This is a genomic window from Symmachiella macrocystis (genome assembly GCF_007860075.1).
In the GTDB taxonomy this organism is placed as follows: Bacteria; Planctomycetota; Planctomycetia; order Planctomycetales; family Planctomycetaceae; genus Symmachiella; species Symmachiella macrocystis.
In genome coordinates this window covers 92,246-109,923 of the sequence record NZ_SJPP01000004.1, presented here as the reverse complement: position 1 = coordinate 109,923, position 17,678 = coordinate 92,246, and the positions used below count along the sequence as shown (strand labels likewise).

Annotated in this window: 15 protein-coding genes; 7 read left to right on the top strand and 8 right to left on the bottom strand. The window is 54.1% G+C overall.

All coding sequences use genetic code 11. The annotated features are described in order from the left end of the window. Genes CA54_RS27825 through CA54_RS27805 form a run of 5 tightly spaced genes read right to left on the bottom strand, consistent with a single transcriptional unit; the run spans nt 1 to nt 5,287 of the window. Nucleotides 1-768, bottom strand: a complete 768-nt coding sequence (locus CA54_RS27825) for an SDR family NAD(P)-dependent oxidoreductase (RefSeq protein WP_146374295.1) — start codon at nt 766-768, stop codon at nt 1-3. Between the two features lie 57 nt (nt 769-825). Next, nucleotides 826-1,884, bottom strand: a complete 1,059-nt coding sequence (locus tag CA54_RS27820) for an SAM-dependent methyltransferase (RefSeq protein ID WP_146374294.1) — start codon at nt 1,882-1,884, stop codon at nt 826-828. 21 nt (nt 1,885-1,905) lie between these two features. Continuing rightward, a complete protein-coding gene (locus CA54_RS27815; protein WP_146374293.1) occupies nt 1,906-3,213 on the bottom strand; it encodes an SAM-dependent methyltransferase in 1,308 nt (435 codons plus the stop codon). Continuing rightward, nucleotides 3,210-3,983 (bottom strand): DUF1365 domain-containing protein, encoded by a 774-nt coding sequence (locus CA54_RS27810; protein ID WP_146374292.1) that lies wholly within the window; start codon nt 3,981-3,983, stop codon nt 3,210-3,212. Before CA54_RS27810 ends, CA54_RS27815 begins: the two co-directional genes overlap by 4 nt. 2 nt (nt 3,984-3,985) lie before the next feature. After that, nucleotides 3,986-5,287, bottom strand: coding sequence for an NAD(P)/FAD-dependent oxidoreductase (locus CA54_RS27805; protein ID WP_146374291.1), 1,302 nt, complete (start codon nt 5,285-5,287; stop codon nt 3,986-3,988). A 587-nt stretch (nt 5,288-5,874) separates the two neighbouring features. Here CA54_RS27805 and CA54_RS27800 point away from each other — a divergent pair. Continuing rightward, nucleotides 5,875-6,573, top strand: coding sequence for a hypothetical protein (locus CA54_RS27800; RefSeq protein WP_146374290.1), 699 nt, complete (start codon nt 5,875-5,877; stop codon nt 6,571-6,573). A gap of 434 nt (nt 6,574-7,007) precedes the next feature. Here CA54_RS27800 and CA54_RS27795 read toward each other — a convergent pair whose 3' ends face one another. Continuing rightward, nucleotides 7,008-7,190, bottom strand: a complete 183-nt coding sequence (locus CA54_RS27795) for a tetratricopeptide repeat protein (protein WP_146374289.1) — start codon at nt 7,188-7,190, stop codon at nt 7,008-7,010. Between the two features lie 458 nt (nt 7,191-7,648). On the opposite strand from CA54_RS27795, the gene CA54_RS27790 reads away from it, so the two are divergent. From CA54_RS27790 to CA54_RS27765, 6 genes are all read left to right on the top strand, one after another. Continuing rightward, nucleotides 7,649-8,329, top strand: coding sequence for a response regulator transcription factor (locus tag CA54_RS27790; protein ID WP_146374288.1), 681 nt, complete (start codon nt 7,649-7,651; stop codon nt 8,327-8,329). Next, nucleotides 8,326-9,150, top strand: a complete 825-nt coding sequence (locus tag CA54_RS27785) for a HAMP domain-containing protein (protein WP_146374287.1) — start codon at nt 8,326-8,328, stop codon at nt 9,148-9,150. Before CA54_RS27790 ends, CA54_RS27785 begins: the two co-directional genes overlap by 4 nt. 9 nt (nt 9,151-9,159) lie before the next feature. Further along, complete coding sequence (locus CA54_RS27780; RefSeq protein ID WP_146374286.1) at nt 9,160-9,753, top strand: sensor histidine kinase; 594 nt, start codon at nt 9,160-9,162, stop codon at nt 9,751-9,753. 67 nt (nt 9,754-9,820) lie between these two features. Beyond that, a complete protein-coding gene (locus tag CA54_RS27775; RefSeq protein WP_146374285.1) occupies nt 9,821-11,116 on the top strand; it encodes an efflux RND transporter periplasmic adaptor subunit in 1,296 nt (431 codons plus the stop codon). A gap of 66 nt (nt 11,117-11,182) precedes the next feature. After that, a complete protein-coding gene (locus CA54_RS27770; RefSeq protein WP_146374284.1) occupies nt 11,183-14,296 on the top strand; it encodes an efflux RND transporter permease subunit in 3,114 nt (1,037 codons plus the stop codon). Nucleotides 14,297-14,507: 211 nt separating this feature from the next. After that, on the top strand, nt 14,508-16,031 hold the full coding sequence (locus tag CA54_RS27765) for a TolC family protein (RefSeq protein WP_146374283.1): 1,524 nt from the start codon (nt 14,508-14,510) through the stop codon (nt 16,029-16,031). A 137-nt stretch (nt 16,032-16,168) separates the two neighbouring features. Here the strand turns inward: CA54_RS27765 and CA54_RS27760 are convergent, their stop codons facing one another. Continuing rightward, a complete protein-coding gene (locus tag CA54_RS27760; protein WP_146374282.1) occupies nt 16,169-16,702 on the bottom strand; it encodes a hypothetical protein in 534 nt (177 codons plus the stop codon). 423 nt (nt 16,703-17,125) lie between these two features. Further along, the gene (locus CA54_RS27755; protein ID WP_146374281.1) at nt 17,126-17,641 is read right to left on the bottom strand and encodes a hypothetical protein; all 516 of its coding nucleotides are present in this window, start codon (nt 17,639-17,641) and stop codon (nt 17,126-17,128) included. Between the last annotated feature and the right edge of the window lie 37 nt (nt 17,642-17,678).

The following is a 17,678-nucleotide window of genomic DNA, read 5'->3' as shown; positions in this document are numbered from 1 at the left end:
TTATTTTACCAATTTGTTCTTTGGAGCAATGGTGGACAAGCCACCGTCGACTCCGATCACTTGGCCGGTGATCCAAGTGTTAGCCGGTTGAAGCAGCCACTCGATCGCTGACGCAATATCAGAGGGCTCCCCTAATCGTCCAAGAGCATGCATAGCAATCGACGCAGACTCCGCGGTCGGCGTACCCCACACTGACTTGGTCATCTGTGATTTGACGAGTCCTGGCGCGACCGCGTTCACTCGGATGCCACGACTGGCGTACGTCGCCGCGGCGGAACGTGTTAATCCGATGATTCCAGCCTTTGCGGCGGCGATCGCCTCGTGATTCGCGAGCCCGATTTGTGCAGCGGCCGATGAAATCAAGACCACCGAGCCTCCAGTACGACGCATTAATTTGCCAGCGGCCCCAACGACGCAAAAAGCGGACGTCAGGTTGACAGCAATCGTGTCGTTCCATTCAGTGTCGGAGGTCATATGCGCAGCCTTGAGAAGCACGGAACCGATGCAATTCACAACGCCATCAATTCTCCCATGGCTCTCCACGGCAAGTTGCAGGCATTCACGAATTGATTCCGGTCGATTCGCGTCGACAATATGAGATGTCGCATTCAACTCCGCACTGAGTTCATCAAGTTTTTCTGAGTTTCTCCCACCCAGCACCACTTGGGCTCCGGATGCGACGAGCCGACGACTCAATTCGGATCCGACAGAACCGGTCGCCCCGAGGACGACAAACACAGGATGTTCCGTGGCTTGTTCGTTTGTCATAGCCAGTCTTCCATTATAACCACATAGGTAGGACACTTTTCGACATCACTGCAGCGCTTACTGGGCACGGTCGTGCTTTGCGAACAGATAGTGTGCGACCCACCACTGGTTGCCACTGTGGTATGCAAACAGCTCTTCGCATGCCATGAAGAAAAGCCGCCAACGCATGAACCATTTATGTGATTCGGCAGTTCCGTACGTTTTGTTCAACAACGGCATAACGTCGTCCCGGCAGGCATCCAATTTGGTTAGCCAAGCACGGCATGTTTTTTCGTAGTGTCGACCATTCCAACGCCACTGTTGCTCGACGGAGAGGTCGTCTTGGTAGCGTAACAGCAAGTCTTCACTCGGCATGATTCCGCCGGTGAAAAAGTGACGCCCCATCCAATTCTGGCTGCCTTCGGTTTGGAATGAATAAGTGAGATGTCGGTGACAAAACAGATGCACGAACAATTTTCCATCCGGTTTTAGCCACGTTGAAATCCGACGCAGCAACTCTCGATGGTTCCGCATATGTTCAAACATTTCGACAGATACCACACGGTCAAAGCGGTCTTCAATCTCGAAACTGTTCATGTCCGCTGTCAATACGCGAACATTCGTCAAGCCCCGGGTCTGCAAACGCTGCTCAATGAATCGTCGCTGGAGGGCCGAATTTGAAACCGCTGTCACTTCGCAATTCGGAAAGGTTTCGGCGATCCAGAGCGACAATGAACCCCAACCGCATCCGAGATCCAGAACGTGCATCCCGTCCCGTATATCCGCCCGCACGCTGGTCATCTCCAGTGCCAACTGTTCCGCTTCATCCAGCGATGTCACACCAGCGGGCCAATAACAACAACTGTACTTAAGATGTTTCCCCAGCACGTGATTGAAAAACTCCGCCGGCACTTCATAGTGCTGTTGATTGGCTTTTTCCGGTAGCGGAGCAATGGGCCCGCGGGCGGCCGACTTCATGAACAAATCCTGTCGAGCTTGCTGGTCTTCACACGTCCCGCGGTCTTCTACCTGAAGTCGTTGCTTTAACAGACGACGAATGCCATAGCGAGTGGCCGCATCAGGAACGTAGCCGCGTTCGATCGCGTCTAGGGCATTGTTCACGACAAATAACGTCATGGGAACTGAATCCTGTTGCTGTTAGGTGACCGGAACTTCATCGATACGACACTGGGGTTGCGCGAGCAGCATTTGCACAACCCCGGTGGTACGCTCTCTGAAAGCCGCTTCGCAATAGCACAAATAGTAGTGCCACATGCGGACAAAACGTTCGGAGAATCCAAGTTCGCGCACCGCATCAATTCGATCCCAGAAGTTCTGCCGCCAACAGCGCAATGTTTGGGCGTAGTGCGGCGCATAGTCCGCTATGTCAAGAACTCGCATCCCGGTTTGCGACGTGACCGAGCGATTCATCGCAGAAATCGACGGCAGGCAACCACCCGGGAAAATGTAGCGCTGAATGAAATCAACCGATTTCAAGTACTGCGGATAACGCTGCTCGGACATCGTGATCCCTTGCAGCAGCATGGCACCATCGGGTCGCAGCAGATCACCACATTTTTTAAAAAAGACATCATAATGCTCGTGCCCCACAGCCTCGATCATTTCAATCGAGACCAGTTTGTCATAACTCCCGGATAAGTCCCGGTAATCCTCCAGCATCAGCGTGACTCGATCACTTAACCCCGCACGTTCGATGCGCCGGCGGGCGTATGCTAACTGTTCCTGGGAAATTGTCGTCGTTGTCACGCGACAACCGAATGTTTTTGCCGCATACTCTGCAAAACCACCCCATCCAGTTCCGATTTCCAGCAAATGATCCGATGGCTGTAGATTCAGCTTTCGGCAAATGAGGTCCATTTTGGCAGTCGAGGCATCGGCGAGAGACATCTGATCGTTCTTGAAAAGTGCGGACGAATACAACATCGTTTCGTCCAGGAAGAGTTCGAAGAAGTCGTTGCCCAGATCATAATGCTCGTGGATATTACGGCGCGCTCCAGCCCGTGTATTGATTCGAAGTTTGTGAAATGCCCGTGCCCCCCACTTTGCTAATCGTCCAAGACCACGGTCCAATTGCCGAGACTTATCGAGATTGCGGGCAAAGAGACGAATGAGTTTAGTGAGATCATCGCACGACCAATCGCCGGAGAGATAGGACTCAGCAGCACCGAGACTTCCACCGGTTAACACGTGTGAATAAAAGTCGGCATTGTGGACGGTCAGCGTTGCACGAAGATCGGGATGCTGATCATCGCCCATCACGTGCTTTTCCGTTCCGTCAACAATGGTCAACTGACCGGCTTGCAAACCGGACAATGTCCGTAGCAAGGCCGCTTTGACCAGTCGTGTCTTCAAGCTTGCCGATGGATTCTTGGACGGGGAGCGACTGCTTGATCCGACACGGCCCAGTGCTGCGAGTTCCGACGGTTTGGCCGGCAATTGTGTCATGATGCAGAGACTTTCGAATGATGAGAGGTACTGGGATGGGGATAATAGGGACATTCTTTCCACCACAATCGCAGCGCTTGCCAGTAAATAGCGGTAACAACCTGACCGGTGACGAAGGGGTAGCGAATCAAAACCCGCGCCAGTTGCCCGGTTGTTATCGGACGGCGAGCGAGCGACATTGTCGCGTCGAATAGTTTTGAGCCCTGCTCGAAACTGCTGATGTGTACGTTGAGGCCCTCGCCCGGATGGGACAGAGCCCACTGGTACTCTTGGGCCATATCCATGAATGGTGAGACATGAAAGGCTTTGGCATGCCGCGCAGAAAACGAAGAATCCTCCGCAGTAAAGTCTGGCTGCAATACATAGCAATGTTGCTCGCCCCAGGGCGTGTTGTTTACTTCCGCGACGATGGTTTCCACCTGTTCATCTGCGCTGTCAAAGCAGTAATACAAGCAAAGTGGATTCATCGCATAACCAAAGTAGCGCAGGTTAGTCAGCAGGCGTATTGGCCCTGACGGACGTTGGCCAGTTTCCCCCTCTACGAGATCGCGAACGGCCGTTTTTAAGGGAATAGCAGCATCCCCCAGATGATCGTCGCGTCGAAAACGGGCCAGTGCGGTTCGACGCGTCGACCACAGCCAACGATTGCGAAACACGGACTCCAATTCGTCCAAATCCAAATAGAGCAAGTACAGGCTATAGCCAAATTGATGATGCACCGGTTGTGTGCGGCGGTGGTGGATTCGTCCTTCGTAGATGCAACTCTGCATAGTCAAACCGCCTCCTGAATGGTGGCTGTGCTTGACGAATTCGTTTGGGGAATGACGATCGACGATTGTTCAAACTGCCGGCATACGGCCAGGGCACTATTGACACCGTCCTCGTGAAATCCATTGCCCCAATAGGCACCGCAGAAAGAGGTCCGATTTTGGCGTATCACCCGACCGTGTCGCTGTTGAGCCAATTTTCTTTGAGTCGTGAAGATGGGATGGCTGTAAGCAATCCGTCGAATAATGCTGTTTGGGTTGATGCCGTCGTTGTCATTCAATGTCACGCAAAAGTCGTATTGTGATTGAATGTGCTGCAAAATGTTCATGTTGTACGTGACGGTCGCCTGTTGCGAACGGCCACGATGCAGGTGATAATTCCAACTCGCCCACGCCCGGCGGCGTTTGGGCAGCACTGAGCGATCGGTGTGCAGAACGGCAATGCTATGACTGTAAGGAAACGCTGCCAGCAACTGTGCCTCGAGCGGAGACTTATCCTGGAGGATCTGCAATGCCTGATCAGCGTGACAGGCAAAAATCACTTCGTCAAACCGCTCGCTTTGTCCGTCACTATGAATCAACTCCACGCTATCGGCCAAACGACGAACCGACTGCACAGGACATTGCAATCGAATGTTCTCGCTGAACCTCCGCGTCATCGCTTGGACATACTGAGAAGACCCGCCACGAATCACCCGCCAGGTGGGCCGGTTGGTGAGGCTCAAGAGTCCGTGATTTTGATAGAACTCGACGATGAACCGCATGGGGAATTGCTCAAACGTCTCCGGGGGACAAGACCAAATCGCGGAGCCCATCGGCAACAGATACTGATCAACAAAATGTTGTGAGTAACGGTGCTGCTGCAGGTATTCAGAAACGGTCAGCGTTTCCAGACGGTTCGCTGCCAACAACTCCGGTGCTTCTCGATTAAACCGCATGATGTCGCGGAGCATGCGATAGAACCGTGGCCGGAACAGATTGCTCCGCTGAGCAAACAATCCGTTGAAATTCGTTCCGTTGTATTCTAAGCCTGTTTCATCGCACGAGACACTAAAGCTCATGGAGGTCGGATCGGAGGCAACGTCCAATTCGTCGAGCAGCTTTACAAAGTTTGGGTACGTGCGGTCATTGAATACTATGAACCCCGTATCGATCGTATGACGTTCACCCTCCACGTCGACCTCAATGGTGTTCGTGTGCCCGCCGACATAAGAATTCGCTTCGAAAAGGGTAATCTCGTGGTGCGTGGAAAGTCGGTAGGAGGCCACCAAGCCAGAGATCCCCGATCCGATAACAGCAATTTTCATGCGATTCACCTTGCCCCATTTAATGCGCTTGACGAGACTGGCTCGAGCTACTTGATTTTAGAACGTCACAGTCGCAGGCGCCATCCACCATTTTCAGCGCGTGGGTCAGTGACATATCAATGCTGCCCTACTGCGAAATCACTAAGTGTTGGCAAATACTGTTGAGATCTGTCACAATGAATTCGCACACAAACGGACAAATGGCATCGCCACAATACTTATAATTGTAGGCAGCCGCGCTGACTGGACCACAAAAAACGGCGGATTTATTGATAATTTGCCGGTGATCGTGCTGCATATCATCGGCGGCAGCTGCTGTCTCGTGGCGGACACGATCCACTCTTACTCCCTTGGATTGGGACTGGATTCCCGACAGTCAAGCGCTAATGGCAGATGGTCCGTGCTTTGATTCCTCCGCAACGGCCCTGCGTTTGTGCGGTGCGAATGACATGAGCGATTCACAACGGTAACATGGCGCCTACGTAAAGGTCACAATTGTTTGGCGACCCCTCAGCGTACCCGCATGTGACTGGAACCGGGGCCGAGAGACCAAGCTGTGCCCCTTATATAGTGAGGCCGTGAGGTGCATGATTTTCTTCCAGCCCGATGCCGACAATTCTGCGAAATTCATACGATTGCAGCCGCGCGAATCAACGACGCAACAAATCGGTTTTGGCATGGTCGGAATTGTTCTCTTTGCCCTCTTTGGATTCATCGCCTATTCGGCCAGTCGGGAATTAGAGGGTTTATCTGCCTATCTCGCGTTGGCCGCCAGCCTGGTTTTCTTTTTGCTTTCCGCTGCAGCATTGTACGGAACTGTCCATGTCAGCCTGACAACACGAGTCACGGCACCGATTCTAGAACTTGAAAGTATGGAATTGACGCGCGGATCCCCGGTCGCTGCACGTTTGATACAAAAAGGGCCGGCAGCGTTCCATGAATTGCGTGTGGTGCTGATCTGTAAACAAACGGAATATGAAGAGGTCACGCAAGAGACTCGACGGTCCTTCGAAGACGAGGGCCCCTACGAAACCGAAACCGTGATACTTGAGCGCGGCGAAACAGAATTGGCGCGAATCAACCTGTTTTCTCTCGAGGAACTACGAGTGCTGCCTGGGGATGAAGTCATTCATCCCTTCACGATTTGCGTACCGGAGAATGTTGTTGCCTCGGGGAGCGATCAAGTTTCGGAGTATGTGAGTTACGGCTACGCCTGGAAATTGATTGTCGAAGGCGAAATCTTCGGCCCCAACCCGAAGCAGGAGTACGACGTGACTGTCGTGTGAGACTGCAGCCACGAGGGTGACTGCTTGCACTTCTAGAAACGCATGCCGGTCAATGCTGGGCCAGACCAAACCAGTGAGCTGCTAGGGCAGGGGGGCCTGCGGCAACAAGCCTTCGCAACATAACCGGGCGTCTCGCTCGCAAAGTAAAGCGAACAAAAACGTCTCACTGACCGGTAACCGGGGGAGATTGCCATTGATATCAATAAGCAGTCCGCGTTTCTATCGATAACCCTCCAGGTCTCAGAAGGAGACCGAGCAATGCGGGTGTCGCTCACTCAGCGGTGGAGGATATGCCTCAAGACATTCTTGTTTGAACTTGCAACCGTTTTGGTTGTAAACACGTAAAATCTTTGGCATCAATTTTCTCGCGGTTCATCGCGATCAGGCTGTCCGGCCTTGAATAGAGTGAGCATATTTGATCGGGTTTCCTTGTCCTAGTTGTCCATAGACATCGCCTTTTTGATCCACTTGATCGCCTTGGGAAAGTCGTTGGACTCCGCATAGGCAGCACTCAAGTTGGATAGATACTCTGACTCTCTCCATAACCCCAACCAACAACCCATTAGGCAGCAGGTCAAATCAAGCTCAAACAGTATGCGGCTTCTCTGGTCCGACATCAAGGACTATTCTCTCTGTTTCTCGAATCAGTCTTTTAGTGGTACAAGAACCAACACCGCTTCCTCGCCAAGGGGTACTTTGGCAGCAATCAGGCGTTCCAGGTGTGCCTGGACATACCAATGCGTCGAAGTGTGGCTATTGGCCAAGTCAAACCCGGATAATCGTGTGGTGCGGATTGAAGAGCACATTGCCGTGAACCATCGTCCGGTCGATCAACGGGTCCCAGCATTTCAGTTGACCGTACCACAGTGAAGTTTACAGGGAAAATATCGTTTCGAGGTCCGATTTGTGTTCGTTACTGTATTGGGATTGTGCGTGGATCGGTGGGCGGATGCTTCATCCCGCAAAATGAATTCCAGTTTATCTTGCCCGCCTGGACTTCTATGAAACAAACGATTCTTTCATAATCCCAGCATCGATGCGTTTTATCACAAATGCTCTATCTAACTCGGGCAACATGGCCACTGCGCATATTCTCGTTGTCGAAGATCAAAAGAATCTGCTGAGGAGCATCACGCGCACGCTGCGCGAGTCGGGTTTCAAAACCGATGGAGCCGGAACCATTGCGGCGGCCAATCGGCTGATGAACGCGCGTGTTGGTCTGATCGTGCTGGACCTGATGTTGCCCGATGGGTCGGGACTCGATTGGCTTGGCAGTTTGCGTGCGTCGGGCGACAACACCCCGGTGCTGATCCTCACTGCCCGCGACACGATCGAGGACCGCGTGTCGGGCCTGGATGGCGGCGCTGATGACTATCTGGTCAAACCCTTCGCGCTGGATGAACTATTGGCCCGCATCCGCGCTCTTTTGCGCCGCGAGGCCCAGTCAAGCAGAACCGTGTTGACGTGGGGTGACTTGAATGTGGATCTCACGTCACGAACCGCACTGCGGGGCGACAAGCCGATTTTATTGCAGAATCGGCAGTTGGAATTGCTGGCTTACTTCATGTCGCACGCGAATCAAGTCGTCACACGTGAAATGATTGCCCGCGATGTCTGGAAAGAATCGACGGCGACATGGACCAATGTGATTGAGGTTCAAATCAATCAGCTGCAAAAAAAATTGGAACGGCCCGGTCAGCCGATCATTTTGCATACCGTCCGCGGCCAAGGCTATTTGTTGGGAGACGCCCCGTGAAACATCTATCGATTCGCTGGCGGATGACCCTGTGGTACAGCATCGCGCTGGGCGTCATTTTGTGCAGCTTCTGCCTGGCGCTGCTGTTGTTGATGCGACAGCAAATCCTGGTCCGCACCGACGCGGGCCTGCGCGAGGAGGTTAAGGAAATCGGCTTGGAAATTGGCTTGGCCCCATCCGCCGAGGCCTTCAAGTCCCAGGCCGAAGCGCGGTTTTCGCAGCATGACTTTTACGAATTCCTTGTCGTGGATGGGGACGGAGGAATAGTTTTCGCTAGTTCGCAATCACCCGGGACCGGGAGCGAGACTCCGTCGGTGGCGGGAACACCGGCGGAGATCAACATTGCGACGATTGAATTCGACGACAGCGAGCCCCATCGGGTTGCGGCAGCCAGCATGCAGAGTGCGTTTGGAGCATTGCAAGTGCGCGTCATGCGGTCGTTGAAGCCGATTTATGCGGATTTGAATACCTTGAAGTTTGCGATGGCTGGCCTCTTTCCGTTGGGAGTCGCCTTGGCATTGGCGAGCGGCTATTTCTTGGCCGGACGTGCTTTACGGTCCGTGCAACACGTGGTGGAAGTTGCGAATTCGATCAATATTACTTCTCTAGATCGACGGATCGCTGTCGAAAATCCACATGACGAAATTGGACAATTAGCGGCCGCCCTCAATTCTCTCATCAATCGTTTGGAACGTGCTGTCACTGAGATTCGACGTTTTACGGCCGATGCATCGCATGAAATCCGCACACCGATCGCTTCGCTGCGATCCGAAGCAGAATCCGCGCTTCGTGCACCGCGGACGGCAGCAGAGTATGCATAGACTTTGGAAGTGGTTGTCGAAGAAACGACGCGACTGGGCCGCTTGGCGGATCAATTGCTCAACCTCAGCCGGCACGACGCGGGAATCACGCAATCCGTTCACGAATCGGTGCAACTCAACGCGCTGCTGGGCGATGTCGCTGAGCAACTACAACCGTTTGCACATGACCGTGGTGTAATGCTGGCCTGCGAAAGCGGCGCAACTTGCGAGGTGAATGGGGATGATATTCGCCTCAGTCAGGTGTTCTTCAATTGTTTGGAAAACGCCATCAAATACACCCTCCCTGGCGGCGAAGTGACGATTCGACTGCAAACCACCGCACAGGCAGCTGTCGTCGAAATCCAAGACAACGGTATCGGGATCTCTGCATCAGACGTTCCGCACATCTTCGAGCGGTTTTATCGCGTCGATCCCTCCCGCCAAACTGATAGCGGTGGAACGGGGCTGGGCCTCTCTATCGCGAAGGCTGCCGTGTTGGCGCATGACGGAACAATCGACCTGCACAGCCAATTGGAATCAGGAACTACAGTCATGATCCGTATTCTACTCAGCACTAGCGCACCAAACACCGGTTCCTCGCAAACAAATTTGCTGAACGTATGACAATTCTAACTTCCTCCGACGTGGCCAATACGCGTGCATTGTGCCGCAGCCTGATCGATAAATAACTATGTCCATTCTCAAAAACTTGTTCATCGCCGCATCAAGCATCGTGATTGTCGCGTTGCTGTACGTCTTATGGACTGAAACGCAACAGAAATCAAGCAAAGCGGCGCCTTCAAAATCGGCACCGGCTATTGCGCATTCTAAAACGACGCATCCCGTTCATGAGTCGGATTTGAACATCATCGAGCTCAGCCCCGAGGCAGTTAAGCGTCTGGCATTGGAGTTTGCGACCTTGGAGGTGCGGTCGATGCCCCGTTCTCGACCGTACGGTGCCGAGGTGGTTTTACCAACGGATGCATCGGTGATCGTTTCCGCCCCTCTGGCTGGAACATTGCGCGAATCACCTGGTAGAGAATTCCCGGAGGTCGGCCAATCAGTGCGGGATGGCGAACCATTGCTGGAGTTATTGCCGTTGCTGACGCCGGAACTCTCTGTGTTAACCCATTCTGAGCGGATTCGCGTGGCCGAGTCGAAACTTGCTGTCGCCCAAGCGCAAATCGATGCCACTGGGCAGTTGCAGCAAGCCAAGGTCCAATCCGAGGCAACACAAATCGCCTTCGCACGCGCTCAGCGATTATTCAAGAGCGGCGTGGGAACCAAACAAGCGGTCGACGATGCCCAGGCGCAATTTGAATCCGCGAGCGAAGCTTTCACTGCCGCCCAAGCACGAAAAGCACTCGTCGACGACATCAATTTAGACGCGGAGGCGGGCACGCTTCAACCCATTCCGATTGACTCGCCCCTACAGGGGATTGTCCGCTCCACTCTTGTTCAAACTGGGCAAATGATTGCCGCCGGAGCGGCGTTGTTTGAAATCATGAACGACCGTGTCATGTGGATCCGGGTTTCGTTGTATGTCGGCGAATTGGACGAGTTGAGCACCTCCCAACCCGCGCGGCTCACTCTACTGGACGGCGTCCATTCGGAACAAGACACAATTGCCCAACCGATTGCCGCACCCCCCACGGCGACCCCGCTTTCGGCGGCCGTTGATTTGTACTACGAAGTTGCCAACGACAACCACCATTTTCGCCCAGGCCAACGCGTGGCGGCGCATCTTCCGATCATTGGCGAAGCGGAGACGAAAACCGTCCCCTGGTCGGCTGTGATCCACGATATTTACGGCGGACAGTGGGTTTACGAACAAGTCGAGCCGCTCAAATTTGTACGCCGCCGCGTCGAAGTCGGTTGGGTGGAAGAGGGCAGGGCGGCACTGTTACGGGGACCGGCCGTTGGTGCACAGGTCGTCACTGCCGGAGCGGCAGAACTTATGGGGACAGAGTTTGGTTTTGCAAAATAATTTTGCGGTCGACACTGCCCGAAGTCATGCGATACGAAAATCCGCTCGGAACGGTTGGAGAATACGATGAGGTGGCTTGTTGAAATGTCCCTGCGGTTGCGCGTAGCGGTTGTCGCCGCTGCCGTGTTGCTGATCGTGGGAGGACTACGCACGATTCCCGCGATGCCGCTCGACGTGTTCCCTGAATTCGCGCCGCCCTACGTGGAAATCCAAACCGAAGCGCCCGGCCTATCGGCCGAGGAAGTCGAAAACCTAATCACGTTTCCGCTGGAAAATGCACTCGTTGGTACGCCCGGGCTGGAAACGCTACGTTCCAAATCGGTCCTCGGGTTGTCTTCGATTCGCATGCTGCTGGGGGAAAATTCCGATCTCGATCGAACACGGCAATTGGTCCAAGAACGACTAGCTGTCGAAACGCCGCGGCTGCCGACGGTTGCACGGCCTCCGGTGATCCTGCAACCGTTGTCGTCGCTGAGCCGGATGATGAAGATCGGCATGTGGTCCGACAAGCTTTCTCAGCAAGACCTCTCGGAGTTAGCCGTCTGGACCATTCGCCCCCGGCTGATGGCCATTCCGGGAGTGGCCAACGTGGCCGTGTGGGGCCAACGGGACAAACAGTTTCAAGTGTTGGTCGATATGGATCGCCTGCGGGCGCACCAGGTTTCGCTGGATGCGGTACTGCGTTCCGCCGGCGACGCGGTCGTATTGGACGCTGGTGGATTTGTCGACACTCCGAACCAACGGATGGCCGTCCGGCAACTCCCACCCGTCAAAAGTCCCGAAGCTTTGGCTCAAACGGTCGTTGCATTCACCGGCGGTGCGCCAATGCGACTGGGGGACGTTGCCGAAGTGCAAATCGGCTCGCCGCCACCCATTGGCGATGCAATTATCAACGATCAACCGGGCCTATTGCTCATCGTCGAAAAACAACCGGCCGCCAATATGCTGGCAGTCACTCACGAAGTGGAGCAGGCATTGGACCTGCTCCGACCGGGACTGAAGGACGTAGAGATCGACTCCACCATCTTCCGCCCAGCCACGTTTATTGAACGCTCGATCGACAACTTAACACACGCGCTATTGTTGGGATGCGTGTTGGTCGTGGTCGTGCTGGTCAGTTTCTTGTTTGACTGGCGGACAGCGATCATCAGCCTGACAGCGATTCCACTGTCGCTGATGACGGCAGTGTTGCTGATCTATTGGTGGGGCATGACGATCAACACTATGATCATCGCGGGTTTGGTGATCGCGCTGGGTGAAGTCGTCGACGATGCGGTCATCGATGTGGAAAACATCGTCCGTCGTTTGCGCCTCAACCGGACGGCGGAACATCCCCGTTCGTCGTTTCGAGTGGTTCTGGAAGCGTCGCTGGAAATCCGTAGCGCCGTTGTCTATGCGACGGCGATCATCGTGTTTGTTTTTTTGCCAGTCTTCTTTTTAGAAGGATTACCCGGCGCGTTTTTCCGACCGTTGGCAATTGGATACGTATTGGCGATTCTCGCTTCCCTGGTGGTGGCGATGACCGTCGCTCCGGCAATGTCACTGCTGATTTTAACGCGGGGGCATAGTTCCGATCACGAGCCGCCGCTTACGCGCTGGTTGAAAATTCCTTACCGAGCGGTGCTCCCCTGGTTTGCCGTGCGTCCCAAGTCGGCCATTGCCTTTCTGGCAATTTCTTTTGCCGCCACGTTCATGCTGGTCCGCAACCTGGGTCAGGAATTTTTGCCAAATTTCCAGGAGACCGACTTTCTGATGCACTTTGTCGAAAAGCCTGGGACGTCGATTGAGGCAATGGACCGCATCACCGTGCAAGCCAGTCGTGAACTGCGGGCGATTCCCGGGGTCCGTAATTTTGGCAGTCACATCGGCCGTGCAGAAGTCGCCGACGAAGTCGTGGGGCCGAACTTTACCGAGCTATGGATCAGCATCGACGAGACGGTCGACTACGATGCCACGCTCGACAAAATCCAGGCAGCGGTCGATGGTTATCCGGGGTTGTACCGTGACGTACTCACCTACTTGCGCGAGCGCGTTAAGGAGGTCCTGACCGGCGCCAGTTCGAGCATCGTCGTACGGATCTACGGGCCGGAATTGCAGTCGCTGCGCGACCAGGCGCATGCCGTTGGCGCTGTGATCGAAAAAATCGAAGGCGTGGACAATCTTAAGGTCGAGCCACAAGTACTCGTTCCGCAAGTTGACGTGCGTCTAAAACCGCTGGCCGCCGAACGCTTTGGACTCACTCCCGGCCAAGTCCGCCGGGCGGTGACCACACTTTTGCGGGGGACCAAGGTTGGCGAAGTCTACGAGAACCAAATCAAAATGGATGTCGTCGTCTGGGGTGATCGTTCAAGCCGCACCGACCTGATGGCGCTGCACGAATTACGGATCGATACCACTCTAGGGGGACAAGTGCCGTTGAAGGACGTCGCCGAAATCAGCATTGTTCCAGCACCCAACGAAGTGAAACGCGAAGGCGGCTCGCGGCGCATCGATGTCACCTGCGATGCCAAAGGCCGTGATTTGGCCTCGGTGGCGCAGGACATCGAAGCGGCCGTCGGAGCGATGCCCTTTCCCCGCGGTTACCATCCAGAATTCTTGGGCGAATACGCCGCCCTCCAAGAGTCCCAACGCCGACTACTGGCGCTAGGCGCGTTGGCACTGCTGGGGATCTTGTTGATTCTCTACATCGATTTTCAGTCGGTCCGCCTAACCTTAATGGTCTGCCTAACGATTCCGTTCGCACTCATCGGCGGCGTAGTCGCCGTGTGGCTGGGGGGTGGCGTGTTGTCGCTCGGCTCGCTGGTTGGCTTTGTCACCGTGCTGGGAATCGCCGCCCGCAACGGCATCATGCTCGTCAGCCATTATCGGCACCTACAAGTTGTCGAAGGATTACCATTTGGTCGCGATCTCGTTGTGCGGGGGGCGGAAGAACGACTTGCCCCGATTCTGATGACCGTGTTAACGACCGCACTGGCGCTGTTGCCGCTTGTGATTTACGGAAACAAACCCGGGCACGAAATCGAATACCCACTGGCGGTCGTCATCGTCGGCGGTTTGGTCACCTCCACAATTCTCAACCTCTTCTTGCTCCCCCCGCTGTACCTGTTGTGGGGACGGCATGCGGTTACAGATAGCGACGATGATCAACCCAATGGCAGGGAATACCCGGCGGCGGTGTAACGGGTTTCTGCCTAAAACACCCGCCCCAACAGTTTTGAGACCAAAACTGGCAGTTTCGGGACAGGTTAAGATTAACTCTTTGTTATTGAGATGGATGGCGCTGGTTCACTGGGGCGCGATGTGACGAAAACATTCGTTAGGCCCCCGATTGGATTGGGAAAGACGGAGCGTGTTTTCCGGCAGTCAGTTTTGTTGCCAGTGAAAGGCCAGGATGGCCAATCTTCGATTTTTTCTCTCATTCTGTCTGATGGCGTTGGTCTGCTGCGGATGCCGCACTAATGGTGCGTATCAATCCGCTAGCACCACCGATGCGAGTCAGGCAGCGCCCCCGGGGACAACGACCGTCGCGGAGACAGGCACTCCCTCGTCACTGGATCAGTCGTCCCCCGTTGTGCAACAGACATCGTTAGAATCGATCGCGATTGACGATTCTGGCGTTCCGCAGGCGATCGATTCAATTCCCATAGAACCGGAGCCGGCTGATTCGCTCTCCCTGAGCGGTACCATCTCGCTGGCCCTGGCGAACAATCCTGACTTGGTGGCCTTGCGCGCTACGGAACGGGTAGGAGTCGCGACCTTGGGTGTCGCTCAAACATACCCTTTTAACCCCTTCGTGCAGGTTCAGGCGACACCCTATCAGCACTTGGACAATGTTAATCCAAGGTCCACGTATCATTACATGTTGATGATGCAGCGTTTCCAGTTGGCCGGTCAGCAAGGACATCGCGAAGACGCGGCGTTCTCCTCATTAAACGGTATTCGCTGGAACATTCATCAAGCCGAATTGCAAACGTCTTCGCTTACCGCTCAGCTCTACTTCACAGCTTTGTACCAAAACGGTTTGCTCCTAATAGCCGAGGCCAACCACACGAATAACGAACGATTGCTGAAGACACTCCAGAAACGGTTCGAAGCGGGCAGCGTTGCCGCTGCTGATGTGGCAACGATTCGTATCGATACCAATTCCTCCAGACGGCAACTGCAGTTAGCAAGAGCAAATCACCAGACGGCCCTCAGAGATCTTCGGCGACAACTTGGGTTTCCGCCGTATGCCCCTCTCAACTTCGACGGTGATTTGCAACAGATTGACTGGCAACTTCCTGCCGGAGAAGCATTGGTGCCTGCAGAGACCGATCAGGGAATCGACAGGGATTCGACGGCCCGCGACGCAGCCTGGGTCGCGAGTTGGGCTGCAAACCGCCCCGATGTCCTGGCAGCGCATGCGAACATCGATATGGCCCGCGCCAATCTGCGATTGGCATCCGCTGACCGTGTGCCGGACCTGCAACTCGGTCCCTATTATCAGGGAGATCCAGATGGCATGACACGACTCGGGTTCCGCGCTGAAATGAATCTGCCCATCATCAATTCGGGCAAACCGCTGGAAACGCAGCGTGCTGCCGAACTGAGCCAACAAAATACAATCTGGCGGCAAGCGCTGTTACGGGCGGAATTAGAGGGGCAAGCCGCATACGAGCGTTACAAACTTGCCTATGTTGAGTTTCACCGTGGGAATAACGAAGCCGTCTCGGAGTTACCGCGCGAATTGCAAAGCCTGGAACAACAATTAGCCGAGGGCGAAGTCGACGTCGTGCGTGTGATCCAAGCCCGCACCAGTATGCTTCAGAACCAACGCGCCCTGCTCGATCAGCTGAATGAACTTGCCCAGTCAGCGGCGCTGCTTGTCGGTGCGACCGGCATGCCAGTGGAATTGCTGCTGGGCCAATCGCTGTAGAGGGCGACTGAAGCTTAGCATAAGCAGCAGCGCGATCAGGCATCGCTTCTTAAAACCGCGCTGCGTCACATCGGTCATCCCGTCAGCTATTTTCTGCTGCTCGGCCAGGCAGGTTTGACTTGACAAAATACTAAAACTTAGTATTTCGTCCGTCGTGTGAGAACACGCCAATCAATTCCACCGGTAATCGTCCTCGCTATGCGACGATGTTTCGCCAAGCGAAACGTTGGATCCTGATAGTGTCCCCATTCAGTTTCGTCTTTTCTCGACGGCTGGTCAAGAGGGCACATGCAAATTTTCTTCGACGGGAATCGAAATTGAATCGCCTGAGCCAGTAGTAGAATGGCTGTTTTGTCATCTTCGAGTGCTGAGCGAATGTTCTTTGCAGGATCATCGCCTTCTCCCCACCCAAACTCGGGCAACCAGATAGCCCAATTCCTCACGTTGTCAATTCGCAATGGAGTAATGCCGATACTATGCTCTTCCGTCCCCCAGAGCGTCCAATCATCCCCAAGCAGATCGATTACGTCATAGTCATCCAGCTCCGCCAAGAGAACAGCCGCCAGTAAGTCGGGTGGAATATGATAGTGCTCTGCAGTTGCTTTTATGTCACCCTTGCAGGCGCGGATTGTTTCATTAGGATTCTGATAGTATTCGTGAATTTGTGGCATTCCAGTAGTGCTGCACGAACGCCGCTGTCGCATCGAGGATGGTGCGGGGGTTGTCGTGGGCTGTTGGGGAGGATCGTGAGCGGGCTGGTTGTTTGGGGGGCGGTTAGGGGGGACGTCTTACGTGCGATTCTGTGAGAAAAATGAACCTCTGGACCGACTAAATTCACATTCCATCTCACAGGACGTCACAACTGGGGCCAGTGGCTCGTTGTCTGAAGGTCGATTTTCTCAGGACCGACGATGTCGGTGGGTGGTCTTGCCGTAACGTTGCTGGCAGTTTGCAAACCTCTCCTGCGGCTGCGCCGTTTTGAATGAATCTTTTGAGGGCACCCGCGGATATTTCTTATGTCATTCAGTTGGACGTTCAACTTACATCCGTCACTATTTATGGACCGTGCGGCAACAACTCTCATATAGAAATTTTCAGTATTCCATAACGAGTTTATCTCCAAATGCATCTTTCATTTTCTCAGACAATCCTTTGTCTGCCCGAGTATAGAACTTAAATACTGATACTTCATGTTCACGATGAATTGTGAGCGACATTGTAATCCAGCCAGTTGGACGTTCATGAATACTGACTTGCACTACCTCGGGATAGCGCCATCGAGGCCTAATGATTCCAGTACGGGCGATACACACAAACTCACCCTTTTTCACCCATAGACTACGCCCAAACAGTATCTGCAATATCGACGCGAATGCAATTACTCCACCAAATGGTGGGCCAAGGGAGCAAATTTCGCTAACAAGGGCTATTCCGCGTAGATCACTCCAACGGCTAAAACCCAGCAAAGTAACCAACACCGACACGGCAACAAAGGTAGTGAATACTGTTGTTATTGTCGCCTTCGCGACGGGCCATGAACCCTCGACGGAAACTCTAGACGAAATGCTTTCGTTGAACACAATGACAGTGTCTGATGCAAAAATATTCATAGTTCATATTTATTGAAGATAGTGTCGACATAACTTG